Below are 21,698 nucleotides of genomic sequence, written 5' to 3' on the forward strand. Positions count from 1 at the left end.
AGAGTGGGAAATGTGAGTTGTCAATCAGAACAAACCATTAATAAAGTGTCGATAGGTACACTCTTATTAGAAAATGGGGAGAAGCTCCCGGATGTAGAGATTGCCTACGAAAGGGTCGGTAAGCGGGATGGAGATGTGGTGGTCGTGTGCCATGCGCTTACCGGAAATCAGGAATCAGTAGGTACAGAAGGTTGCCCTGGCTGGTGGAGTACATTCATAGGACCTGACCTTTATATAGATACGAATAGATTTCAAGTGATTACGATGAATGTTCTTGGAGGAGGTAACGGGTCTACTGGCCCTACCAGTATCAATCCAAAAACCGGTGAAAAATATGGAGCGAATTTTCCAACGGTTACAATTAGAGACATGGTCCATTCTCAACACAAAGCATTAACAAGAATCGGCATCAAAAGTGTGAAAGCAATTATTGGAGGTTCACTCGGTGGAATGCAAGTGCTGGAATGGGGGGTGCTTTACCCAGAGTTTTCGGAGATTCTGGTTCCGTTGGCAGTCACTCCCTATTTTACCGACTATGCTCTTGCCTACAACTCTATCGGCAGACATGCAATCATCTCAGATCCAGCATGGGACAGCGGAAACTATCCGAATGGTGCCCATATAAAAGGATTGGAAATTGCCAGAATGGTTGGACTTGTGACCTATCGTTCGGAATCCTTATTCAACGACAGATTTAACAGGGAGAGAAAGGAAGGAAAAGGAATTGAATATCAAGTTGATTCTTATATGAAATATCAGGGAGAGAAATTTTCCCGGCGGTTTGATGCCAATAGCTATCTTGTTCTTCTTCAGGCAATGGACCAATTCGATATTGGCCATGAAAGAGGCGGCTGGCTAAATGCTCTGTCCAAGGTAGAAGCAAAGGTGTGTATGTTCAGCTTTACAGGGGACCTTCTCTACCCTCCACAACTTGCGAAGAATGCAATAGAGCAATTAAAAGAACTTAATAAAGAAGCAGAATTTATAGAAGTGGAAACGATATTCGGGCATGATGGCTTCCTGGTGGAATTTGAAAAATGGGGACAGCATGTTAAAAGCTTACTAGAGAAAAAGGAAGTGACACGATGTCTGGCATAAATGTGGCGTTACTGGGGTTTGGAACGGTAGGGAAAGGTGTCCGTCAATCCATCAATTCTCATCAGTCAAGGTTGGAACAGGTATTGGGTGAAAGAGTGAGGATTGTGGGAATATTAGTCAAGAACTTAGAGAAGCATAAGGAATCTCAAGAAGAAGGGGTCCTGCTGACTGACCGCTTCGAAGAAATTTTAGCATTGCCGGATTTGCATGTGGTCGTCGATGCCATAGTAGGCTGCGAACCAGGAAATACTTATCTGAAAAGAGCGATAAACAAAGGGTGCCATATTGTGACGGCTAATAAAGAGATGTTTGCACATCACGGGGAAGAGTTACTTGCATTGGCAAAGAAAAAAGGCGTAACGGTAGGATTTGAGGCAACGGTTGCGGGAGGTATCCCTGTTATACAAACCATCAGGCAACTGTTGCAAGTGAACCGGATCCAAAGGGTGGAAGCCATATTGAATGGAACATCAAATTTCATTTTGACCAAAATGAGAAAGGATGGGCATTCATTTGAAGACACCTTAAAATTGGCACAAGAAAATGGCTATGCTGAATCAGATCCGACAAATGATATTGAGGGGCATGATGCATATTACAAAGGATTGGTGCTTAGTCAACTTATCTATGGGCAAACACCTGATGAACAAACCTGTACTAGAAAAGGAATTACAAGTATTTCTGCCGATTATATTGATCGCGCGAATGAGCTTGGATTGCGATTCAGGCATATTGTGACTCTCTTCAAGGAAAAAGGAGAAATTCATTGTAAGGTAGAGCCGGCCTTGGTCACATCAGAGCATCCATTCTATCAGGTAGAGGGAGTACAGAACGGGGTATCCGTTGACACCGATCTTGTAGGAAATATCCAGCTGAATGGACCGGGGGCAGGTATGTTCCCAACGGCAAGTGCCATCCTTGAGGATATCATTCAGATAAACCGTCCAGTAGCGGAAGTTCCCGCCTACGTGGAATTCCATGATGAGAGACAGTCTCCTTCGAGATGGGTTCTTTTCAGCAACGAGGTTGATATTAAACTTCCTTATGATACAAAGGTGCTGGCACGTCCAACCTACAGCACGGTGGTTGTTGAAACTGGAAATATCGAAAGGGTCCTTATCGATAACCCGCTAATCACCTATTTTTCTCTAAAAGGTGATTACAGACACACACCTGAAAAAGTGACCATATAGAAAAAACGCTCTTCTTTCTAACCGGCTTGTCTCATATATATGTGACAAGCTGTTTTTATTTATGGAGGAAAGAAGAGGGTGGGGCAATCGTGAAACGCAGCTGGCTGAGTGCATGTCAAATTGGAGCGGTATATGTGGGAACCATAGTGGGAGCTGGATTTGCCACTGGCAAAGAGATTGTCCAGTTTTTCACACAATATGGCTGGATCGGTTTTTTTACTATTCTAATTAGCGGGTTTCTGTTTATTTGGCTAGGAACAAAGATGATGCTTATTTCAAAACGAATCAGAGCCAATTCCTATAAAGAATTTAATGAATATTTATTTGGTGTATCAGCAGGGACTGTAGTGAATATTTTCATGCTGATTATCCTGATATGTGTAGGAGCAGTCATGCTTTCCGGAGCAGGAGCGGTATTTGAGGAACAGCTTGGCTGGTCGTTTCAACTCGGTTTGCTTGTTACGGTAGTGCTTGCAGTGAGTGTTGTTCTGTTCGGAGTGAAAGGTTTGGTGGGGGTCAATTTGATTGTCGTTCCTGTGATGATTATTTTCAGCTTTATCATTGCCGGAAACGCTATATTGGAAAATGGCTTGTCCTTCATGAGCCTCAGCCCGGTAAGTACAGGTGTAAAGGGGTGGATTGCACCATTCATGTATGTAGCTTTCAACCTTGCAATGGCTCAGCCTGTGCTAGTACCTTTGGCAACTGAGGCAAAGGACGACTGGGTGATCAAGCGGGGAGGGTTTATTGGTGGGGCCGTTTTATGCTTCATATTGTTGACCTGCCACATTTCGATTGCTTCGCTTCCCAACTTTCAGGTCTTCGAAATTCCCATGGCGGAAGTAGTTAAAATGAGTATGCTTTCTTTTTTCGGAATTTATGTGTTTGTGATATACGGAGAGATTTTTACGTCGGTAGTTAGTGATATATTTGGGCTGCAAAGGCAGTTGGAAAGTATGTTGAAAGTATCAAGATATGTGATTACCGTTGTCCTAGTCAGTATCATCTATATGATCAGTCAAATCGGGTATGGCAGTTTGATTGAACATCTTTATCCGTTTTTCGGCTATGTTAGTATGGCGTTTCTTTTTCTACTAATTATTCGAAAATGAGATCTCATTGAAAGAGAAGAGTGGAAATTTCATTTTACCCTTTAGAGTCTAAATAAATTTTGATAATGCAATAACCAAGTTGATCGTAGTGGAATGTGCGCAGACTCCCTCGGGAGGAAGGGGCAGAGGGGATACCCCGCAGGTAAAGCGAGGCACTGAAAAAGTACTGAATTTTAGTTCTTGGGTAAACACCGCTGTTGATTTCCGCAAATAGCTTCGCTTTCCGCGGGGCGACCTTGAGCCTCCTCGGGCTGCGCCCTGCGGGGTCTCAACATTGTCGCTACTCCCCTGCAGGAGTCTACGCTATTTGCTCCAATCCACAGCTAGAAACCATTAAAAACAATTTGTTTTCAGTTTTTCAGTGCCCTCGGTAAAGCCGAGGAGGCTCCCGGACCGCCCGTAACGGAGATCAACGGTAGATGTAACTTAATAAGTGAATACAGACTATCGTACGAAAGTCGCAACTACTGCCACTATTGGAATGGCTGTCATCAAGACATTACCCATTAGGAAGAATATCATCAACTTCTCCTTAAGATCTGGTGCCTGAGTTTCCAAGGTGGACTTTTTCATCAAATTCATGATGAAGTTAACCAGTACACTTGCACCTACAATAACTAAAGGTATCATTACGCTGACAGTAGAATCCATCAAGCTAATGAAACCAAAAACGATCATAATGATTGGAATGACCTCAATAATGGCTACATAAATAAAAAACTTACTTTGTATCTGAGGAAAGGATCCTGGTTCAAGTACAAGCTTTTCCATGCTAGATCTTAATACAATGGAAATCCCAAAGCTTGCTATCACTGCAGCTAACAGAAATAAATATAAAGCGTCCACGAAATCACCTCCTAAATCAATATCATAAGATTCTATTTTATCTCAAAATTACCAAGAACGATATCAGAATTTAGAAATTCAATGGAAAAATTACCAATAGCCATAAATCAAAAACAAGGTGGGAGATGATGATAAGGGAGAGTGATTTCTTCCATTCGTATAAAGCCCCCCACGCAATTCCTGCTGTCGCAGCTGCTGCAACAAGCATGGGATTCCCTGTCCATATGTGGGCTATGGCATACATGCCTGCTGCAACAAGCACGCCTTGAAACCGTCCTACTACCTTCACCACCCTCGGCTGAACAAATCTTCTCCAAAAAACTTCTTCTCCAGGTATGATGATAAGAACAAGTGCAACGTAATGCCACCAACTCGACGGCCCGACAATTCTGTACAATTCGTCCACAAAAGGCAGTAAAGGCAATGGTAGAACTTTTAATAAGAGGTATGCTGTCAAAAAAGCACCATACAAAATCGAGCCGGTAATTAATCCGAAAATGACATCCTGTAAAGTGAGAGGCTTCTTTTTACGGGAGTCAGTCTTTCCGCAATTTAAACCGAGGAGCATTAGTATGAAAAGAGAAATGGAAAACAGAATCCAAAAATGGTTAGTAAGCTGAAAGCTGATTCCTAATAAAAGGTTTGCTAAAATCCAGATCAATATTGTGTGGCGTAATTGTATCATTTGTTTTCCCCCGGACTAAGTCTGTCTGCCCTTATTTTAACAGTTAAGACCCTCCATATAAACGTACATACTAATGAAGATAATATATCTTTCAAACGAAGGAGATGTGAAAATGACACAATCTAAAAGTCAGCAGGAAAGACAGCGTAAAGTGAGAAAGCAGTCTCAGAATGAACATGGGAAAGTAAAAAGCTTTGAACAGCTTGCAGATGAGGCCGGAAAGAATAAATAAGGGGTTAGAGAAGGGGCCATTCTGCCAAGGCGAAGAGGCTCCTTCTCTGTATGAACGGCAACCGGCGGTGTATATTGAAAGGTATTAGAAAACATACTATGGGAAGATATTACAAAAAAGGGGTTTGAAGTATGGGGATTCCACAGGGAAAAAAGAGATATGTTGCTATATTAAGCCCCTATACAACTAGTCTTTTACATTATAGAAAACCGTTTGTTGTGGCTTGGTGGGGAGCAGCTTTTCCTGGATTCGGCCATTTCATGCTATCCAAATATTTGACTGCTTTCATTTTAATATCATGGGAAGTAATCATCAATTCTATGGCGCATTTAAATGAAGCAATTTTCCTATCGATGATTGGGAGGTTTGAAGAGGCAATTGCGGTGCTAGATCAACATTGGATCATTTTATATATTTGTATGTACGTTTTTTCCATCTGGGATAGCTATCGGCTGACAGTTGAAATGAATAAGCACTACACATTAGCTTATCACGAAGATTTTCCGGTTCTTATAAAGAATACTTCCTCTATAGAAATCAATGTATTGGATAAGAAGAATCCTTTACTTGCGGTTATCTGGTCACTTTTGACACCTGGATTGGGAAACCTTTATGTTACAAGGGTCCTTTCCGTCATTTTTGTTCTGACATGGTGGCTGATTATTACATATGTAGCAAATGTCTTCCCTGCCATCCATATGACACTTTTGGGGAATTTCCAGGGGGCAACGAAAATATTGGTTCCACAATGGTTCCTGTTTATACCGTCCCTCTATTGTTTTGCCGCGTATGATTCATATGTCAGCGCAGTAGAACTGAATAAATTTATAGATAAGTACCTTGCAAGAGAATTGAAGAAAAAGTACCAGAATATTCAGTTTAAAATGCCGATATAGAAAAGAGCTGGAAGGTAATGTACATTTTCGCGACATTCAAATATAACATGGAAATGGAGCTTACATTACGTGAACTGGAAGACTTGGGACTTACTGAGGAACAGATTCTGGTCATGCCACTAGATAAGATAAAATACCAAACGAAAGTCATTGACTCCATGCATCGTTCTGACGGACGAAGCCTTGTTGACTTGGCGGCTATCTTCGGTATCATTTTCATGCTTCTGGGAGTCATATACGGATATGTATTTTATCTGGGGCCGATTCTTTGGGGGCTTTTTGGGCTTGTCTTTGGTTGCCTTGCTGGATTTTTAATTGACTATTATTTTACTAAAAAAAGTGAGCACTCTTTGCGTAAGCGGGGCTCTGATGCCGATATCGTATTAGTGATCCAATGCCCAAAAGAAAAGCAGGAAAAGGTGGAAGATGTTCTGTGGAACAACATGGTGCTGGGAGTTGGGGTACTTGATAGGTAACGTGGGACTTAGTAAAACCTAAAAAAATCAAATATACCTACAATATAAAGAGCCATTCCCAATATAATAGGAGTGGCTCTTTACTACACCCATAACCGTTGATATTCCTTTCCATTTCCAAGCGAATAACAGAGCTCTTTTAGATTCCTGTTCAACCTCTCTTTTTCCAATTCATAATATGTTTCTTCTTTGATGGATTCCATCGTATGTTTTGTGTACTTCCAAATGGCTTCTTTACGGAAAGCTGGTGAATGGTCGGAAATTAATTTGAGTACATGAATAATGGATGAAATAACATCAATGTCCACTTTTCCGTAACGCAGTATCGGAGAAAAAGCTATATCAAGGTAATCAAAAAAGTCGGGTGTTCTGACAATCACTCGCAAGTTTCTATTTTTATCATTGAAATATGGCTGAGGTCCTTGCATAGATGTAAGCTTGGATAACAGAGTGCCAAGTTGTTCGATACAATGGACAGCTGTACTTGGATCGTTTATTCCGGATGATAGGGCCCTTACCCCGATTTCGGTCACTTTTCTTATTCCGAATTCTACATCTTCCAGGGGAGCGCGTGCAATGGAAACGGTAATCAATGATCGGAAAGATTCTTTATCAATTACGTTACCTGATCCCCAAACAGAGAGAATGGGTGTATGTTCATTGATATAATCCCCTTGCTGCCTCTCGACCCGGACAATGCAGTCCGCCCCATATGCTTCTTTCACTAATGCCTCTACATCAATATACTGAACATACCCAGGTTCCTTGCTCATGATTGTCACAGGTTCTTTCGTGGAGATTTCCTGGCTCTCCCAATCCTCCCATGGAGCATCATGAATGGAGGCGTCACTCTCTTCGAACAATTCTTCCATACATTCCATTGTTTCGACGGTAATGTTATGCAATAAATTACTGACCTGAATCCAAGTAGTAACATGCTGAATGAAAAAGACGAATACAATTAAACAGAGTATGGCAATGGCTACAGCAAAGGAAGGGACAAGAAAGAGCTGTTCTTCTGTCGTTTCTTTTAAAAATAGAAGCAATAGATGCAGTAGATAAACCCTGCCGTAAAAATGCCGAGTACTCTTTGAGTGGAATGGTCGGTAATGAAATTCTGCAAGGCACGGGGAGAGAATTCCGACAGATAAGTGGTCAATACAACGAGAATGGTTGAAAAAGTGATGGTTGTCATCGTTAACAGGGAAGATGCAATCGAGCTCAAAATAGTTTGAGATAACCCAATGTCTGAAAGGAAAATTGCTGGAATCTGATTTTTCGCATTTGTGCTAGACAGAAGATAATTATCCAATAAAAGTGTTCCTATCGCGAGGAGGAATGCAAGTCCTCCATAAAAAGATGGTAGATACCAAAAGCTTGTTCGTAAGCGTAATAGAGTTGCAGACCGTGCCATGTATAACACTCCTTTGGAATGTATGAATGCTGTCTAAAAGCTATTAGTTAAAGTAAACGATATTTCAAATATCATGCAACAAAAAGTAGAATCTTGAATGGAAATATGTTATAGTAACAAAGTTAAATTGAATAAAGACTTACGTCCGCTTTGGTCGTCAGGAGAGGTTCTAGCAAATACCCTCTATAAAAAACTAAGGACAGATACCAAACTATATTCCTTAGGATATAGTTTTTTTATTTTTTCTGAAGTTATGCGCTAGCCTCCATTATTTTTGGTTAGTGTTTTTTTGATTGATTATAGATTGTGATAATTGAAGGAGTGATGACACGATGAAGCAAAAGGGAAAAGCGATGGTCGTGTTCAGTGGCGGGCAGGACAGCACCACGTGTCTGCTTTGGGCAATGAAGAAATTTGATGAAGTGGAAGCTGTCACCTTCCATTATGGGCAGCGCCATGAACTGGAAATTGAATGTGCAAAAAACATAGCAAAAGAACTTGGTGTAAAACACCGCATACTGGATATGTCCCTACTTGGGCAATTAACACCTAATGCGCTTACAAGAGATGATATTGAAATCGAAGAAAAAGACGGGGAATTGCCGAGCACGTTTGTAGACGGTAGAAACCTTCTCTTCCTATCCTTTGCAGCTGTAGCAGCTAAGCAGATAGATGCTAAACATATCGTGACAGGCGTATGCGAAACGGACTTCAGCGGTTACCCGGACTGCCGCGATGTATTCATCAAATCGATGAATGTGACCTTGAACCTTTCCATGGACTATCCGTTTGTGATTCACACACCATTAATGTGGCTGAACAAGGCGGAAACGTGGAAACTAGCAGATGATCTGGATTCCCTTGAATATGTAAGAACGAAAACTTTAACCTGTTACAATGGGGTAATTGCAGATGGATGTGGCGATTGTCCTGCATGTAAACTGAGAAAACGTGGCTTGGATGACTATCTTTACACTAAAAATAAAGGAGTTGTATCCTCATGATGCAACAAATTTATCCGCAGGTTCAGCACGATTATTGCTATGAGCTAAATAAAGATATGCATATAGCGGCAGCGCATTATGTTCCGACAGATGCCGCCGGGAAATGCAAACAAATCCATGGGCATACCTACTTCGTCAATGTAACCGTTGCAGGAGATGACCTGGATGAGGCAGGTTTTCTTGTCAATTTCCAAGCTTTAAAAAAGCTTTTACATGATAAATTCGACCATACAATCCTAAATGATCATAAAGACGTCTTTAATGATCAAGATCCGAATTTTTTCCCAACAACAGAAGTGGTGGCAAGAATCATGTGGGAAACAATCGAAAATCATTTACAGACGTTACCTTCGAAACCGACCTGCTTGCAGGTGTTTGTTAGGGAGACACCAACAAGCTATTGTATGTACCGTCCAAAGAAGGGGAAGAAAAATGCGTAATACAATACCTGTGTTAGAAATTTTCGGCCCCACCATTCAAGGAGAAGGAATGGTCATCGGCCAAAAAACCATGTTCGTCCGCACGGCAGGTTGTGATTACCGCTGCTCCTGGTGTGACTCCGCTTTTACATGGGATGGAACTGCTAAGGATGATATCATATTGATGTCCGCTCAGGAAATCTTTGATCAATTGCGCGAAATTGGCGGAAAATCCTTCAATCATGTAACCATTTCCGGGGGGAATCCAGCGCTTTTAAAAAATATTGGTGAACTAGTTCAGATTTTATATGAAAGCGATATAAAAGTGGCGCTAGAAACCCAGGGTAGCAAATGGCAGGATTGGCTACAGCATATCGATGACCTGACCATATCACCAAAACCACCAAGCTCAGGCATGGATACCAATTTTACCATTCTGGACGATTTACTGAAAAGAGTGAATCTCGAAAATGTCTCATTGAAAGTGGTAGTATTTGATGAAGCGGATTTGGCCTATGCCAAAAAAATCCATCAAAGATACCCCGAAGTGGCTTTCTACGTCCAGGTTGGGAATGAAGATACAACTACAGAAGATGATGAAAAGCTTGTCACTAAACTGTTAAACCAATATGAGTGGCTGATCGATCAAGTAATGAAGGATCATGAAATGAACAATGTCCGCGTATTGCCACAGCTGCACACGCTAGTATGGGGCAATAAACGCGGAGTGTAGAAAAAGGAGAGAATGAACATGTCAGGAAGAAAAGACTCAGAACTGGAAGGTGTAACTTTGCTTGGGAATCAAGGTACAGGCTATTTATTCAACTACTCCCCGGAGGTGTTGGAAACATTCGAAAACAAACATCCGAACAGGGATTATTTCGTTAAATTCAACTGTCCAGAATTTACAAGCCTTTGCCCAAAAACAAATCAACCGGATTTTGCGACCATTTATATCAGCTACATTCCAAGTGAATTGATGGTGGAGAGCAAATCTTTGAAGCTGTACTTGTTCAGTTTCCGTAACCACGGGGACTTTCATGAGGATTGCATGAATATTATTATGAACGACTTGATTGAACTGATGGATCCACGCTATATCGAGGTTTGGGGCAAATTCACCCCACGTGGCGGGATTTCCATTGATCCTTATACAAATTACGGAAAACCAGGTACGAAATATGAAGAGATGGCACAATACCGTCTGATGAATCATGACTTGTATCCGGAAAAAATTGATAATAGATAAAGGCTGTTTTCGCAAACTTTGTTGCTTTTTCGTATTTTTAAAACAACCGTAATAATTGTTACTGTCGTGCTCTTTTCCTGGTTATTCAGGAGAAACTGCATGATATTTTGAAAGTAGATACACTAGTAAAAAGTCCAAATGCCTACTTTTTACTAGTAAATAGCAACAATCTATTAAAAAATAGCCTAGATAAAAAAAGGGACACAACTTTGGTTGTGTTTCTTTTTTTTGACATTTACTTCTACTAAAAACCTCTTCCTTTGAAAATAATAACAAAAACAAAGGAGGAGAAGCGTATGACAAACCATCTCTCGGAATTGACTTGTGCAGAGACAAGTACATTATGGACGTTATACTTGAACAATTCGATGTCCGCGTGTGTGCTGCGGTACTTTTTGGAATGTGTGGAAGACAAAGAAATTAGGGAAGTGGTTGCAAAGGCATACGATGTTGCGTCCAATAATGAAAACGAATTAAAGTCTGTATTTTGGAAGGAGCAATACCCACTGCCCATAGCATTTTCAGAAAACGATATTAATCTTCAAGCTCCACGGCTATTTTCGGATTCCTTTAAGCTATCTTATGTACTTCAAATGGCTAAAATAGGGATGGTCACATATGGTGCATGTCTTGGAGCTGTGTCAAGAAAGGATATAAGACAACTTTATACTACTTTTTTGCAACGAACGGTTGAACTATTTGACGAATCCACAGAACTTTTATTGGAAAGAGGATTATATACAAAAAAACCATACACCATTATTCCGGAAAAGGCTCAATTTGTAGATGACCAAAAATACTTTAGTGGACTGAACCCGTTCGTCAATAAAAGGACTTTGAACACCATTGAAGTTACCCATCTTAGCCTTAATATTGAGACAAACCAGATTGGAATGATGCTATGTACTGCATTTTCACAGGCGGCAATCCATAAAGAAGTCCGTGAATTTATGTTGAAAGGCAAGCAGTTGGCGCATAGACATATTAAGACTTTCATTGATATTTTGATGAAGGATGATGTACAAGCTCCCATGTCAGCTGACTATTCCATTACGGATTCAAAGATACCGCCTTTTTCCGATAAGTTGATGATGTTTCACAACAGTTTTATGATAGCTGCTGGAATAGGAAATTATGCGACGGCATCTTCTGCCAGCCATCGAACAGATATTGCGATTAAGTACGAGAAGCTTTCCTCCGAATCGGCATTGCTTGCCAAATCAGGGGCGGATATCATGGTAACCCACCGTTGGATGGAAAAACCACCGGCAACTTCAGATCGGAATGAATTGTCAAAAAAGAGGGAATAGTTGTAGAAAACGCCTCAATTTGGTATAAAGGAAGTAACAAAAGGCAGAGGAGTACCTGAGATGAACTATAAAAGAAGTGCTTTGGTAATAGGAGCAACTGGTCTGATAGGAGCTCACCTGAAGGAAGAGATTTTACGAAATCCGGATTATGGAACTTTGACTATTTTAGTTAGAAGGCAACTCCAGGAGAAGCACCAAAAATTAACCGAAATTAAAGCTGATTTTGATAGTCTGTCCTCCTATAAGCAATATTTCCACGTGGACGATCTCTACATCTGCCTTGGTACAACGAAAAAAAAAGCAGGAACGCAAGAGAATTTTCGAAAAGTTGATTATGACTATGTGGTGAAGGCAGCCCGTCTTGCCAAAGAGTGTGGAGTAAAGAGGGTAGCAGTCGTTTCCGCCATAGGTGCGGATGCCAACTCTAGGTTCTTCTACAATCATATAAAAGGCGAGATGGAAAAAGCGTTATCTGAAATAGGAATTCCTTCTACCTATATTTTCAGACCATCTTTACTTCTTGGTGATAGGGAGGAATTCAGGATGGGCGAAAGAATTGGGGAAGTATTAGGGAATGCGATTAATCCTATTTTGAAAGGTAAGTTGAAGAAGTACAGGTCAGTTCAGGGCAAAGTGGTTGCACAGGCTATGGTGAAATTCTTGAAAGATGCAAGAGATGGTGTCCATGTAGTGGAGTCGGACCTTATTGCTAAAATAGGAGAACTTGGATCAGCAATCAGAAGGAGTTAAAGCGTGTAACATCATTTGTTTGGACTATTTGCTTTATAAGAGGGAGTTTCGTTTTCATTTCCACAAAGCAGGGAATAAGTATAAAAAAATAGGAGTGTCCTCTATGAGCCAAACGAAAGAATTTAGAAGGATTCGTAAATCTGGCCATTTAACCATTCCCAAGTCAATTCGTGAACAGTTGCAAATTTCCGATGGCGATGTACTAATGATTATGGAACAACCTTTAGGGTTAGTCATGAAACCGATCAATGAAGAGCATATTTATAATGAATCTATTGTTTCCAACAATGGGAAGGTCAATATCCCTATTGAGATTAGGCGTAACTTGAACATAAGTGAGGAAACGCATTTTTCCGTCAAGCTGGATAAAGAAAGGACCGCCGTTATACTGGAAATTTTAGAGGAGGAAACAGGCTAAAAAAAGGACTCCTGAGGAGATATAACCTCGGTGAGCCCTTTTTGGTTGGCTCTTTTCTCAAAGATTGTTGTTATCCTCTTGTAAAAAGTCGGTAATTGGACTTTTTATTGCTTATCTACTCTAAAATAGCATGCCGTTTTTCCTGTACAGCCAGGAAAAGAGCACGACAGCAAGGAGTATAACGGTTAATATAAAAATACGTAAAAGCAACAAGTTTCCGAAAACAGCCTTTTGGTTTGAAAAGGTAATCTATAGCCTACAATCCTCTAACAATCTTATAATTTTTATGATTTACAACTGTACGCTGTTCAAGTTCCAAGTCACGATAATTGTTCATATAGGTCATGTCGACAATAACAGAGTTCTCATTTACTTTTTCTACTACCCCTTGAAGACCTTCCCGAAATTCTATGATATTTCCCACTTCCGCTTTTTTCAATTTAATCTCCCCCTATATAAATGGTATCCCAGCAGAAAGTAAATGCTTTCTAGTTTCTTTTTATTGTAAAATAGTGGTTTGGTAAAAGTGTTACATACATTTTGCATTATTTTTGTAAAAACGTAAATAGTTTCAATGTATTTTTTCTAAATTTTCATTTAATTTGTTTTTCTATACTGTTATGTAACCGATAACCCTGAAATAACATATAGATAAGTAGGGCTTCTTAATGCCCCATTCATTCTATTCCTTATCCCCCATGGAATCCCTTCCGTTCAAGGAAGGGGTTTTTTTGTAAGAAAAGCATAAAACTTTGTATGGTTGTCTTAATGCGGTGGATCTCCGTTCCAGGCGCATCGCTTTCCTGTGGGCGGTCCGCGGAAAGCGAAGCCATTTGCGGAAAGGAACAGCGGCAAAAAACCTAACAACTAAAATTTTTAGATAAGGACCGGGTCGTTTTTGTCAGGTTTTTATTAAAACTTTATGGTAAAATGGAAGTTGGAATTTATGAAGTTGGAGTGATGGGAATGAATGAATCGTTAGCTGAGGAAGTATTGGACAAACTCAAAAATGGTGAGTTACATGAATATAGGATTCAAAAAGAGGAGTTCATGATTTTTAGAAAAGTACTGGTTGCTCGCGATGATTTCAAGCATTTCCGAGGAATTGCAAAGCATAATGGTGAAGTGGTCTACCAATACATGCAAGAAGCAAGAAGCTAAATCAGGTAGCGGGGCCATGGCCCTTCGCTACCTGTTATTATTTATGAAGTGTATGCTTTTCTTAACTTTTTTAATGCTTCCTCCCTCCATGATTTGACGGCACTTATGGAAACGCCCTCCTGTCTGGCAATTTCTTCTACTCTTTTTCCATTCCATATGAATTCAATAAGCCATATATTTTGCTTTTTGGTAAGGTGCCTTGTGTATTTCTCCAATCCCTCCATTTCGAAGTAGGAAGATTCAAAAGACTGCTCTGGCAAGTGTTCGACAAAGGTGTGAGTGGCTTCCCATTTCATTTGTTTTTTCAGGTGATTAAGCAATTTTCCCCTGACGGATGAATATGCATAGGAAGTAAACGATCCTTTCGTGCTATCATGCGAACTAGCAGTTTCCCACAAGGCAATGGTGGCTTCATGAAAATAACGGTCTTTATCTTTATAGATATTCAATGATTTAATGATATGGTGTATCATGGGAGTGTACTGCTCTAAAACTTTATTGAAATTTGTTTCCATTAGGAGTTCCTAACGAAAAGCTAGCTTTTCTTTATTCCCGGTAAAATAAATATAGTGAACTTTCAAACGGTTGACATGTCTGAATACGAGGAATAAACTGTGAACTAGTAGTGGCAAACATCGGATATACCTATAGGTTATGGGGAGTATGAAGGTTACCTGTTAGGAAGTATGAACGAAAATGATTAAAAAGGGGGAATTGCCATGGAACACAAAAAAGAGAATAAATTAGAGAACCAGTCCATGTATCTATGGAAAAATGATGCGGATCGGACAGTTCAGGGGTTTTTACTGTTTCCTGACATTCCCGATATTCAATATATAAAGAAATTGCTGCGCCATATGTATATGGCAAAAGAAGTGTTTAAAATGTCGATCTGGTTTGAAGGTGATGTTATCCAGATTACGGGAAGAATCCAATCCTTTCGTTATAAGGAGAACAAGCTGACCATAAAGGATTTGGAGAAGAATATATATCATATTCGTATTTTTGATGTGGTTGAGATTATCAGACGATCACAGAAATAGAAGAAATAGAAATACAGAGTCCTTTTGGGGCTCTTTTTTTGTTCTTCTACAAAATACTCCTTGGAGCAGAAGGTATATTAAGTAACTTTATAGGAAAAATAAAAGGAGAATTCTGTCAGTCTAATGCTTAAAGTGAGGAGGGGACATGATGAAAAACCTTTTTAAAAAGCTGTTTACATCCGGTCCAAAGTCAACTTCCAACAAGGTGGAAGATATGACAGTAACTCAATTGCTCTTACAAATGGAAAAGTCAGTGGACTTTCTGAGATTCTCCGATTATACGAATGATGGCAGTCGCAAGGTATGGATAAACTACTACTATACATTAGTGGATACGGATTTTCTGCACCGTGACATTTTGCATAGCATCACCACAATACCCTGGTCCTCTCTACAGGACTTGAAAAATATCTTGCCAATCGAAGTGGTGACAATAAGTTCGGACCCTAAGGAAATTAGGGAAAAGCTTCTGAGCGGATTTATATTTGTACAGATAGGAGAGAAGGACAAAAAAGGATTATTGGTACGTTCCGAATTTGTACAAACCCGTGCAGTTTCATTGCCGGAAGTCGAGTTCAGTGTTATTGGGCCCAAAGAGTCCTTTGTTGAAAATATAGATTCCAATATCAACTTGATCAGACGTAGGTTAAGCACTCCGATGCTGACAATCGAGCAGAAAACACTTGGGAGCATCTCCAGAACAAGAGTTGCTGTCATGTATTTAGAAGGAATAGTAAATGAAGAAAATGTCAACACCGTCATTCAGCGGCTAGATGAAGTTCAGTTCGATCATATCAATGACAGCTCCTATGTTTCACAATTAATATCTGATAATGGCAACACTATCTTTCCACTTTTATTAGATACGGAACGGCCAGATCGCATCGTGTCCGCATTGTCAGAGGGGAAAGTGATCTTGTTGGTAAACGGATCCCCACACGGACTCATTGGTCCTACTACATTAGTGGAGTTCTTTTCTTCCTTTGAGGATTATTACTTAAGCTATTGGCTGGCATCTTTTTTTCGAATGATCCGTCTTTTTGGGGTCGCATTCTCAATTTTGGTTACACCGGTGTACGTCGCAGTATTAAGCTACCACTATGAATTGATTCCAAAAGATTTATTGAGTACGTTGATCGCTTCAAGACGTGAGGTTCCCCTTCCGCCGATAATGGAAGCCATTTTCCTTGAATTGACGATTGAACTGTTAAGGGAAGCAGGAGCTAGGCTTCCCACCAAGGTAGGTCAGACAATCGGTATCGTGGGCGGAATTGTTATCGGAACGGCGTCGGTTGAGGCGGGATTAACTAGTAACGTCCTCTTGATTATTGTAGCCCTGGCTGCTCTGGCTTCATTTACGACACCAGTCTATAAAATGGGTAATACAATCCGTCTGTTGAGGTTTCCGTTTCTGTTGTTCGCAGAGTTATGGGGATTGTTGGGAATTGTTTTCTGTTTCTGTATTTTGGCGGCACACTTATTACGGTTAACGTCACTTGGAAGACCTTATTTGGAGCCAATATATCCTCCAAGGGTCAAGGATATGAAAGATGCGCTGTTAAGGCTCCCATTTTCGATGCAAAATGAACGTCCTGGCCAGTTGAGGACCAATAAACCACAGAGAAATACTAAAGTCAGAACGATGAGGAAAAAGGATATCGATGAATGACGAGTTTGGAAAGGAGAGGTGACATTGCAGAAAATCCCGAAAAAATTCCAGGTTTCTCCGTTTTTAGTGTTCTTTTTGATACATAGTACACAGTTTGGAGTCGGTGCCCTTGGATATCAACGGGTTATTGCAATGTCTGCCGGCTATGATGCATGGATGGGAATCATTCTTTTTGGTGCCATCACTCACGTAATTGTCTATATGATCTACAAGATTTGCGAAAAAAGTGAAGGTGATCTGGCCAGTGCACATCGAATGGCCTTTGGAAAATGGATAGGAAAGTTGTTTACCTTATTTTTTATCGTCTATTTCATTTTTACCACGGTAACGGTCCTTAGAACATACATCGAAGTGGTCCAAGTATGGTTGTTTCCGGACTTGAGTACATGGTTTTTCACACTTCTATTTCTTCTTTTGGTTTATTACATTATTACTGCTGGGTTCAGGGTGATTACAGGAATGGCTTTTCTGGGAGTGATTCTACCCTCCTATCTTTTTCTGACTATTGTCATCCCGCTTGAATATGCCAATTTCAGAAACTTGCTGCCCATTTTTGATCACTCTCTTAAGGATATTATCATGTCCGGAAAGGATATGACCTTAAGTATGCTCGGTTTTGAAACTTTGCTAATCTTTTATCCTTTTTTGAACAAGCCTGAAAAGTCTAAGAAATGGGCACATATGGGAATCTTTCTCACTTCATTTATCTATTTGATATTTGCACTTGTCACCTTTGCCTATTTTAGTGAAGGAAAGCTAGAGAAAAATATCTGGGCAACCCTTTCCATCTGGAAAATCATTGAACTACCATTCGTGGAACGAGTTGAATATATCGGTATTGCCAACTGGTGTCTTATCATTCTGCCGAATGTCTGCATTTTCCTTTGGTGTGCCAGCAGATTGGCCAAAAGATTAACAAAATTAAAACATAGAACTTCGTTAATCGGCATAACCATTTTGGTCTTCATCTTAATGAACCAGTTTGAAGACAGGAAATTGATCAACGATTTGAATTCTCATATGGGGACGGTCGGTTTTTATATGGGGTATGTGTATATCCCGCTATTATTCTTGTTGGTCTCATTCGCCCATTGGAGAAAGGGGAAGAAAGAAAATGCAGCATAAATGGATTATAGCTGTGTACATATGTTTCGTTCTTACCGGTTGTTTAGAAAAAGAAATTGCCGACGACATCAACATTGAAACGGTGGAAGGTTTCGATCTAATTGGGGAGAACGAAGTGATGGGGACGTTCCTGGTGCCAGTTTATAAAGCGGATAAGTCCATTGTGAATGAAACATTTACAGCAGTTTCCGAGCTTAATAAAGATATACTGAGAAGTGCACAAAAGGAATCGTCTGCTCCAATTGTAAACGGAAGTTTGGAACTTGTACTTTTTAATATGGCCATGGCGGAGAAGGGAATAATTCAACTTGTAGATGGTTTGCAACGTGATGCAAGCATTGGTACCGGATTGCAATTGGCAATTGTGGATGGAGAAACAAATGAATTGATGAAACAGAATCTTGGAACACGGGGAACCGGGGATCACTTATTTAATCTGTTAAAGCACAATATTGATAGAAGGGACGTACCAAAATCAAACCTACACATCTTTCTTTCCGATTATTATCAGAAAGGGAAGGATCCGAATCTCCCTCTAATGAAGAAAACCGAGGACAAGACGGAAATCGTTGGGGTGGTAGTGTTCAAGGGGGACAAATACGAACTGACAATCCCTAATGAACGGTTATTTTATTTTAAGACACTTGTGGACAAACATTCTGATGGAACAGCTCCTTTAAAAGTGCCGGGAAAAGATGATTTTTTTTCGATTCGAAGTATAAAGACCAAACGTAAAATTAAGGTGGATTGGAAGGGGGATACCCCGGTCATTAATGTGGAGGTAAAAGTGGATGGTACACTAAAGGAATTTACAGGCAATAAAGTTACGCCAAAAGAACTAAAAAAATTTCAAAAATTGTTTGAGGAAAAAATTGTTGCTGAATCAAAGTCGATGATCAAAGAATTTCAAGAAAAAGGGGTGGACCCAATAGGGTTTGGGTATGAGGTGAAATCCAGGAAAAGAGGCTTTGACTTCAAAAAATGGGAGGAACAGACGTATCCCGATGTGCAAATCAATGTTGATGCAAAAGTAAGAATAATAAGTACAGGAATTACCGAATAGGAAAGTTGTTCAGGTCCGGGAATATACTGAATTAACATATACCATTAAGGGGGTACTTATATATGCCTCAGAAGGTCTTGTTATATTGTGATCCCGGAATAGATGATTCTCTTGCTATCATCTATGCTTTATTGAATCCGAAAATTGAACTGGTCGGTATCGTCACAAGCTACGGAAATGTCGATCAGGAGCAAGCAACACAAAATGTCGCCTATCTACTCGATCTTGCAGGTAGGAATAATGTCATATTAATTGGAGGAGCAAAAACACCTCTCTCAGGTGAGTTCACCCCATATTATCCGGAAATACACGGGGAACAGGGACTTGGACCAATAAAACCACCGCCTACCATCAAAGGGGAATTGCTGAATTTTGACGCTATCTTCAAGGTGATAGAAGAGTATGGAGAAGAGCTGATTATTGTGGATGTCGGCCGTGCAACCTCGCTAGCCATCTCATTTAATCTTGCTGGCGAAGAAACGATGAATACAGTGGGTGGATACTACCTAATGGGTGGCGCAATTCTTACTCCCGGAAATGTTACAGCAGGCGCGGAAGCCAACTTTTACGGAGACCCCATAGCTGCCGGTATTGTGATGAATAGGGTGAAGCAGGGTGTATTATATCCATTGAATGTAACAAACGAAGCAATTATTACACCAAAGATGATCGAGAAGATAATACAAGGTCAAAACAACCCTTTTCAAATGCTTGTCAAAGATATCTTTGACTATTATTTTGAAGCTTACCAAAAGCTCGTTCCGGGTATTGAAGGAAGCCCATTGCATGATGTAATGACTTTGTTTGCCGTAACCAACCCACAAGCATTCAAATACGTTGAAAAAGAGGTGACTGTCGGATTGGATGAAGGTAACCTCCGTGGCGTTAGTATGGCGGACTTTCGCCCAAAACCGGATGAAAAAGGAAATAAAGTGACCATTGCTCTGGAATTGGACTACGAAGCTTTTGCTGACGATTTTGTAACAATCATGTCAAGTTCCCTGCCGAACGAAGAATAACCACATGGATTCAGACCGAGAAAGAGTGCGGTCTGAATTCTTTTTAATTGGCTCTTTTCTCATTGTTGCTATTCGTAGTAAAAAGTCGGCACTTGGACTTTTTACCACTTACCTACTCTAAAATAGGCATCCAGTTTATCCTGTATAACCAGGAAAAGAGCACGAAAGCAGGAAGTATAACGGTTGATACAAAAATACGAAAAGGTAACGAAGTTTACGAAACCAGCATTTTAATTCTATTTTTTCTATTCCTTTAACCTTTGATTTGATATGATTAAATTATAGGAATATTGAAACAAAAAAATGCCCTGGAAGTATCTTTAAAGGAGAAGAGTACATGTCATTTCAGCAATGTCCAAACTGCAAAGAGAAAGTAATATATAAAACGAGATTAAATTCGGTGTTTTTCGGATACCGACCCATCAAGTGTGAAAGCTGCAACACCGTCTATGAAGTCGATGAAAAGTTCCGATTCATCTTATCCCTTTACACAGTACTAATACCAATACTTATCGCCTATATGCTAAGCGCAATGATTGGAATTCTACATACTAGATGGAGTCAGGTACTCATAGTGCTTATATTCGGATCTGCAGGAGTGTTTTATGCTGCAACAAAGGTCCGTTATAAGAAATCGAAACAACAACCGGTAGTCGAGAAGAAGAAATGAGTTTTTAAAAGTGAGGGATTGAAATGGCATCTTTCTTTTCAGCGGTATGCTTTATCATCGTGATCTATATACCAATCTTTTACCGTCTTCATGCAGCCAACAGAAAGTTGGAAGACAGAATTATTGAATTGGAAGCAAAATGGGAAACGAGAAATGTTGTTCCTCTTCATAAAAAGAAATAGGCTTTACACATATTAAAAGTCTGTTTTCGTAAACTTTGTTGCTTTTGCGCATTTATTAACCAACCGTTATAATCCTTGCTGTCGTACTCTTTTCCTGGCTATCTCAATAGGCTTCCTGCCAATTTTTTGAGTAGATAAGCGGTAAAAGTCCAATTGCCGACTTTTTACAATCGAATAGCAACAATCTTTGAGAAAAGAGCATATAAAAAAACGAGAAGGATCAGATTTCGATCCTTCTCGTTTTTTTGACTTTTTACACCTGCAACAGACTCTCTGGGCTTCGCTCCAATAGTGTTCTTGCAAGTTAAACTTGATCCAATACCCAGACTAAAAATGCGGCTACAATGACCAGTGAAATTGCATGAAGAACAAAAGAACCGATAAAATCCTTTAATACAATTAAAAAATGAAACTGACTTTTTTTGTTATTGCGTACAATTCTTCTCGCTCTTGTATCCATCACTTCACTCCTACACACATGAAGAAAATTGTAAGTATATTATACAAAATATTCTAATAAATAATAAGTAATTAAGTAGAAATTTGTAAAAAAAACTAAATTTATGTACACCAGTGTCATTTTACCACATTTATGAAAAAGGGGTATTTATTTTATCGGCATAATGATTAGAATGTTTAGTGCAAATTTACGAATCTACTTCTT

The 21,698-nt window shown here is 39.9% G+C and carries 28 protein-coding genes and 1 riboswitch; of the genes, 21 read left to right on the forward strand and 7 right to left on the reverse strand.

Annotation, left to right across the window (positions count from 1 at the left end):
• Positions 1-12 precede the first annotated feature (12 nt).
• The 3 genes from AB685_RS10185 (at position 13) to AB685_RS10195 (ending at position 3,403) form a co-directional block, all read left to right on the forward strand.
• Positions 13-1,098 carry a homoserine O-acetyltransferase gene (locus AB685_RS10185; protein WP_047970505.1) on the forward strand — a complete coding sequence of 362 codons (1,086 nt, stop codon included), beginning with the start codon at positions 13-15 and terminating at the stop codon, positions 1,096-1,098.
• A complete protein-coding gene (locus AB685_RS10190; protein ID WP_047970506.1) occupies positions 1,086-2,291 on the forward strand; it encodes a homoserine dehydrogenase in 1,206 nt (401 codons plus the stop codon). Before AB685_RS10185 ends, AB685_RS10190 begins: the two co-directional genes overlap by 13 nt.
• Before the next feature lie 89 nt (positions 2,292-2,380).
• Positions 2,381-3,403 (forward strand): membrane protein, encoded by a 1,023-nt coding sequence (locus tag AB685_RS10195; protein ID WP_047970507.1) that lies wholly within the window; start codon positions 2,381-2,383, stop codon positions 3,401-3,403.
• A gap of 444 nt (positions 3,404-3,847) precedes the next feature.
• On the opposite strand, the gene AB685_RS10200 is transcribed toward AB685_RS10195, so the two are convergent.
• Together AB685_RS10200 and AB685_RS10205 are read right to left on the reverse strand one after the other, a co-directional pair.
• Positions 3,848-4,249 (reverse strand): hypothetical protein, encoded by a 402-nt coding sequence (locus AB685_RS10200; protein WP_047970508.1) that lies wholly within the window; start codon positions 4,247-4,249, stop codon positions 3,848-3,850.
• 70 nt (positions 4,250-4,319) lie between these two features.
• Entirely contained in the window at positions 4,320-4,934 is a 615-nt protein-coding gene (locus AB685_RS10205) for a CPBP family intramembrane glutamic endopeptidase (protein WP_047970509.1), read from the reverse strand.
• A gap of 112 nt (positions 4,935-5,046) precedes the next feature.
• Here AB685_RS10205 and AB685_RS32095 point away from each other — a divergent pair, with 112 nt between their 5' ends.
• The 3 genes from AB685_RS32095 to AB685_RS10215 all read left to right on the forward strand — a co-directional run bounded on the left by AB685_RS32095 (position 5,047) and on the right by AB685_RS10215 (position 6,538).
• Positions 5,047-5,166 carry a DUF6254 family protein gene (locus AB685_RS32095; protein WP_010193219.1) on the forward strand — a complete coding sequence of 40 codons (120 nt, stop codon included), beginning with the start codon at positions 5,047-5,049 and terminating at the stop codon, positions 5,164-5,166.
• 131 nt (positions 5,167-5,297) lie between these two features.
• Positions 5,298-6,062: a hypothetical protein gene (locus tag AB685_RS10210; protein ID WP_047970510.1), complete on the forward strand. Its 765-nt coding sequence runs from the start codon at positions 5,298-5,300 to the stop codon at positions 6,060-6,062.
• 17 nt (positions 6,063-6,079) lie between these two features.
• On the forward strand, positions 6,080-6,538 hold the full coding sequence (locus AB685_RS10215; RefSeq protein WP_047970511.1) for a hypothetical protein: 459 nt from the start codon (positions 6,080-6,082) through the stop codon (positions 6,536-6,538).
• An 83-nt stretch (positions 6,539-6,621) separates the two neighbouring features.
• On the opposite strand, the gene AB685_RS10220 is transcribed toward AB685_RS10215, so the two are convergent.
• Positions 6,622-7,584: a DUF2254 domain-containing protein gene (locus tag AB685_RS10220; RefSeq protein WP_047970512.1), complete on the reverse strand. Its 963-nt coding sequence runs from the start codon at positions 7,582-7,584 to the stop codon at positions 6,622-6,624.
• Positions 7,569-7,952 (reverse strand): DUF2254 family protein, encoded by a 384-nt coding sequence (locus AB685_RS31285; RefSeq protein WP_047970513.1) that lies wholly within the window; start codon positions 7,950-7,952, stop codon positions 7,569-7,571. Before AB685_RS31285 ends, AB685_RS10220 begins: the two co-directional genes overlap by 16 nt.
• A 157-nt stretch (positions 7,953-8,109) precedes the next feature.
• Positions 8,110-8,155, forward strand: a riboswitch (PreQ1 riboswitch).
• Positions 8,156-8,284: 129 nt separating this feature from the next.
• Between AB685_RS31285 and queC the strand changes: the two genes are divergently transcribed.
• The 7 genes from queC to AB685_RS10260 all read left to right on the forward strand — a co-directional run bounded on the left by queC (position 8,285) and on the right by AB685_RS10260 (position 13,102).
• Positions 8,285-8,956 (forward strand): 7-cyano-7-deazaguanine synthase QueC, encoded by a 672-nt coding sequence (queC, locus tag AB685_RS10230; protein ID WP_047970514.1) that lies wholly within the window; start codon positions 8,285-8,287, stop codon positions 8,954-8,956.
• The gene (gene queD, locus AB685_RS10235) at positions 8,953-9,396 is read left to right on the forward strand and encodes a 6-carboxytetrahydropterin synthase QueD (RefSeq protein WP_047970515.1); all 444 of its coding nucleotides are present in this window, start codon (positions 8,953-8,955) and stop codon (positions 9,394-9,396) included. The genes queC and queD overlap by 4 nt, the downstream gene beginning before the upstream one ends.
• Positions 9,389-10,108 (forward strand): 7-carboxy-7-deazaguanine synthase QueE, encoded by a 720-nt coding sequence (gene queE / locus AB685_RS10240; protein ID WP_047970516.1) that lies wholly within the window; start codon positions 9,389-9,391, stop codon positions 10,106-10,108. The genes queD and queE overlap by 8 nt, the downstream gene beginning before the upstream one ends.
• An 18-nt stretch (positions 10,109-10,126) precedes the next feature.
• On the forward strand, positions 10,127-10,624 hold the full coding sequence (gene queF, locus AB685_RS10245; RefSeq protein WP_047970517.1) for a preQ(1) synthase: 498 nt from the start codon (positions 10,127-10,129) through the stop codon (positions 10,622-10,624).
• A 296-nt stretch (positions 10,625-10,920) separates the two neighbouring features.
• Positions 10,921-11,934, forward strand: coding sequence for a DUF3231 family protein (locus AB685_RS10250; protein ID WP_047970518.1), 1,014 nt, complete (start codon positions 10,921-10,923; stop codon positions 11,932-11,934).
• A 60-nt stretch (positions 11,935-11,994) separates the two neighbouring features.
• Complete coding sequence (locus AB685_RS10255) at positions 11,995-12,684, forward strand: oxidoreductase (protein ID WP_047970519.1); 690 nt, start codon at positions 11,995-11,997, stop codon at positions 12,682-12,684.
• Between the two features lie 103 nt (positions 12,685-12,787).
• Positions 12,788-13,102, forward strand: a complete 315-nt coding sequence (locus tag AB685_RS10260; protein WP_047970520.1) for an AbrB/MazE/SpoVT family DNA-binding domain-containing protein — start codon at positions 12,788-12,790, stop codon at positions 13,100-13,102.
• A gap of 256 nt (positions 13,103-13,358) precedes the next feature.
• Here AB685_RS10260 and AB685_RS10265 read toward each other — a convergent pair whose 3' ends face one another.
• Complete coding sequence (locus AB685_RS10265) at positions 13,359-13,541, reverse strand: DUF2187 family protein (protein WP_047970521.1); 183 nt, start codon at positions 13,539-13,541, stop codon at positions 13,359-13,361.
• A 527-nt stretch (positions 13,542-14,068) separates the two neighbouring features.
• Here AB685_RS10265 and AB685_RS10270 point away from each other — a divergent pair.
• Complete coding sequence (locus tag AB685_RS10270) at positions 14,069-14,263, forward strand: hypothetical protein (protein ID WP_047970522.1); 195 nt, start codon at positions 14,069-14,071, stop codon at positions 14,261-14,263.
• A gap of 41 nt (positions 14,264-14,304) precedes the next feature.
• Here the strand turns inward: AB685_RS10270 and AB685_RS10275 are convergent, their stop codons facing one another.
• Positions 14,305-14,778, reverse strand: coding sequence for a sigma-70 family RNA polymerase sigma factor (locus AB685_RS10275; protein WP_047970523.1), 474 nt, complete (start codon positions 14,776-14,778; stop codon positions 14,305-14,307).
• Between the two features lie 204 nt (positions 14,779-14,982).
• Between AB685_RS10275 and AB685_RS10280 the strand changes: the two genes are divergently transcribed.
• From AB685_RS10280 to AB685_RS31290, 7 genes are all read left to right on the forward strand, one after another.
• Positions 14,983-15,306: a hypothetical protein gene (locus AB685_RS10280; protein ID WP_047970524.1), complete on the forward strand. Its 324-nt coding sequence runs from the start codon at positions 14,983-14,985 to the stop codon at positions 15,304-15,306.
• 148 nt (positions 15,307-15,454) lie between these two features.
• On the forward strand, positions 15,455-16,975 hold the full coding sequence (locus AB685_RS10285) for a spore germination protein (RefSeq protein ID WP_082153594.1): 1,521 nt from the start codon (positions 15,455-15,457) through the stop codon (positions 16,973-16,975).
• 18 nt (positions 16,976-16,993) lie between these two features.
• Positions 16,994-18,100, forward strand: coding sequence for a GerAB/ArcD/ProY family transporter (locus AB685_RS10290; RefSeq protein ID WP_347230866.1), 1,107 nt, complete (start codon positions 16,994-16,996; stop codon positions 18,098-18,100).
• On the forward strand, positions 18,090-19,163 hold the full coding sequence (locus AB685_RS10295) for a Ger(x)C family spore germination protein (protein ID WP_047970526.1): 1,074 nt from the start codon (positions 18,090-18,092) through the stop codon (positions 19,161-19,163). Before AB685_RS10290 ends, AB685_RS10295 begins: the two co-directional genes overlap by 11 nt.
• 62 nt (positions 19,164-19,225) lie before the next feature.
• A complete protein-coding gene (locus tag AB685_RS10300) occupies positions 19,226-20,182 on the forward strand; it encodes a nucleoside hydrolase (RefSeq protein ID WP_047970527.1) in 957 nt (318 codons plus the stop codon).
• A gap of 337 nt (positions 20,183-20,519) precedes the next feature.
• Entirely contained in the window at positions 20,520-20,852 is a 333-nt protein-coding gene (locus tag AB685_RS10305; protein ID WP_047970528.1) for a TIGR04104 family putative zinc finger protein, read from the forward strand.
• Between the two features lie 23 nt (positions 20,853-20,875).
• Entirely contained in the window at positions 20,876-21,034 is a 159-nt protein-coding gene (locus tag AB685_RS31290) for a hypothetical protein (protein ID WP_157860716.1), read from the forward strand.
• Positions 21,035-21,338: 304 nt separating this feature from the next.
• Here AB685_RS31290 and AB685_RS31675 read toward each other — a convergent pair whose 3' ends face one another.
• Positions 21,339-21,494, reverse strand: a complete 156-nt coding sequence (locus tag AB685_RS31675; RefSeq protein WP_198530487.1) for a hypothetical protein — start codon at positions 21,492-21,494, stop codon at positions 21,339-21,341.
• Between the last annotated feature and the right edge of the window lie 204 nt (positions 21,495-21,698).

The sequence above is a fragment of the Bacillus sp. LL01 genome (assembly GCF_001037965.1).

Excerpts from the sequence above, each read along its gene's own strand:
- AB685_RS10260 (WP_047970520.1), top strand. The coding sequence starts at position 12,788 with ATGAGCCAAACGAAAGAATTTAGAAGGATTCGTAAATCTGGCCATTTA.
- AB685_RS10210 (WP_047970510.1), top strand. The coding sequence starts at position 5,298 with ATGGGGATTCCACAGGGAAAAAAGAGATATGTTGCTATATTAAGCCCC.
- AB685_RS10190 (WP_047970506.1), top strand. The coding sequence starts at position 1,086 with ATGTCTGGCATAAATGTGGCGTTACTGGGGTTTGGAACGGTAGGGAAA.
- AB685_RS10215 (WP_047970511.1), top strand. The coding sequence starts at position 6,080 with ATGTACATTTTCGCGACATTCAAATATAACATGGAAATGGAGCTTACA.
- AB685_RS31675 (WP_198530487.1), bottom strand. The coding sequence starts at position 21,494 with ATGGATACAAGAGCGAGAAGAATTGTACGCAATAACAAAAAAAGTCAG.
- AB685_RS10280 (WP_047970524.1), top strand. The coding sequence starts at position 14,983 with ATGGAACACAAAAAAGAGAATAAATTAGAGAACCAGTCCATGTATCTA.
- AB685_RS31285 (WP_047970513.1), bottom strand. The coding sequence starts at position 7,952 with ATGGCACGGTCTGCAACTCTATTACGCTTACGAACAAGCTTTTGGTAT.
- queD (WP_047970515.1), top strand. The coding sequence starts at position 8,953 with ATGATGCAACAAATTTATCCGCAGGTTCAGCACGATTATTGCTATGAG.
- AB685_RS10275 (WP_047970523.1), bottom strand. The coding sequence starts at position 14,778 with ATGGAAACAAATTTCAATAAAGTTTTAGAGCAGTACACTCCCATGATA.
- queF (WP_047970517.1), top strand. The coding sequence starts at position 10,127 with ATGTCAGGAAGAAAAGACTCAGAACTGGAAGGTGTAACTTTGCTTGGG.
- AB685_RS10270 (WP_047970522.1), top strand. The coding sequence starts at position 14,069 with ATGAATGAATCGTTAGCTGAGGAAGTATTGGACAAACTCAAAAATGGT.
- AB685_RS10205 (WP_047970509.1), bottom strand. The coding sequence starts at position 4,934 with ATGATACAATTACGCCACACAATATTGATCTGGATTTTAGCAAACCTT.
- AB685_RS32095 (WP_010193219.1), top strand. The coding sequence starts at position 5,047 with ATGACACAATCTAAAAGTCAGCAGGAAAGACAGCGTAAAGTGAGAAAG.
- AB685_RS10295 (WP_047970526.1), top strand. The coding sequence starts at position 18,090 with ATGCAGCATAAATGGATTATAGCTGTGTACATATGTTTCGTTCTTACC.
- AB685_RS10300 (WP_047970527.1), top strand. The coding sequence starts at position 19,226 with ATGCCTCAGAAGGTCTTGTTATATTGTGATCCCGGAATAGATGATTCT.
- queE (WP_047970516.1), top strand. The coding sequence starts at position 9,389 with ATGCGTAATACAATACCTGTGTTAGAAATTTTCGGCCCCACCATTCAA.
- AB685_RS10305 (WP_047970528.1), top strand. The coding sequence starts at position 20,520 with ATGTCATTTCAGCAATGTCCAAACTGCAAAGAGAAAGTAATATATAAA.
- queC (WP_047970514.1), top strand. The coding sequence starts at position 8,285 with ATGAAGCAAAAGGGAAAAGCGATGGTCGTGTTCAGTGGCGGGCAGGAC.
- AB685_RS10285 (WP_082153594.1), top strand. The coding sequence starts at position 15,455 with ATGAAAAACCTTTTTAAAAAGCTGTTTACATCCGGTCCAAAGTCAACT.
- AB685_RS31290 (WP_157860716.1), top strand. The coding sequence starts at position 20,876 with ATGGCATCTTTCTTTTCAGCGGTATGCTTTATCATCGTGATCTATATA.
- AB685_RS10255 (WP_047970519.1), top strand. The coding sequence starts at position 11,995 with ATGAACTATAAAAGAAGTGCTTTGGTAATAGGAGCAACTGGTCTGATA.
- AB685_RS10250 (WP_047970518.1), top strand. The coding sequence starts at position 10,921 with ATGACAAACCATCTCTCGGAATTGACTTGTGCAGAGACAAGTACATTA.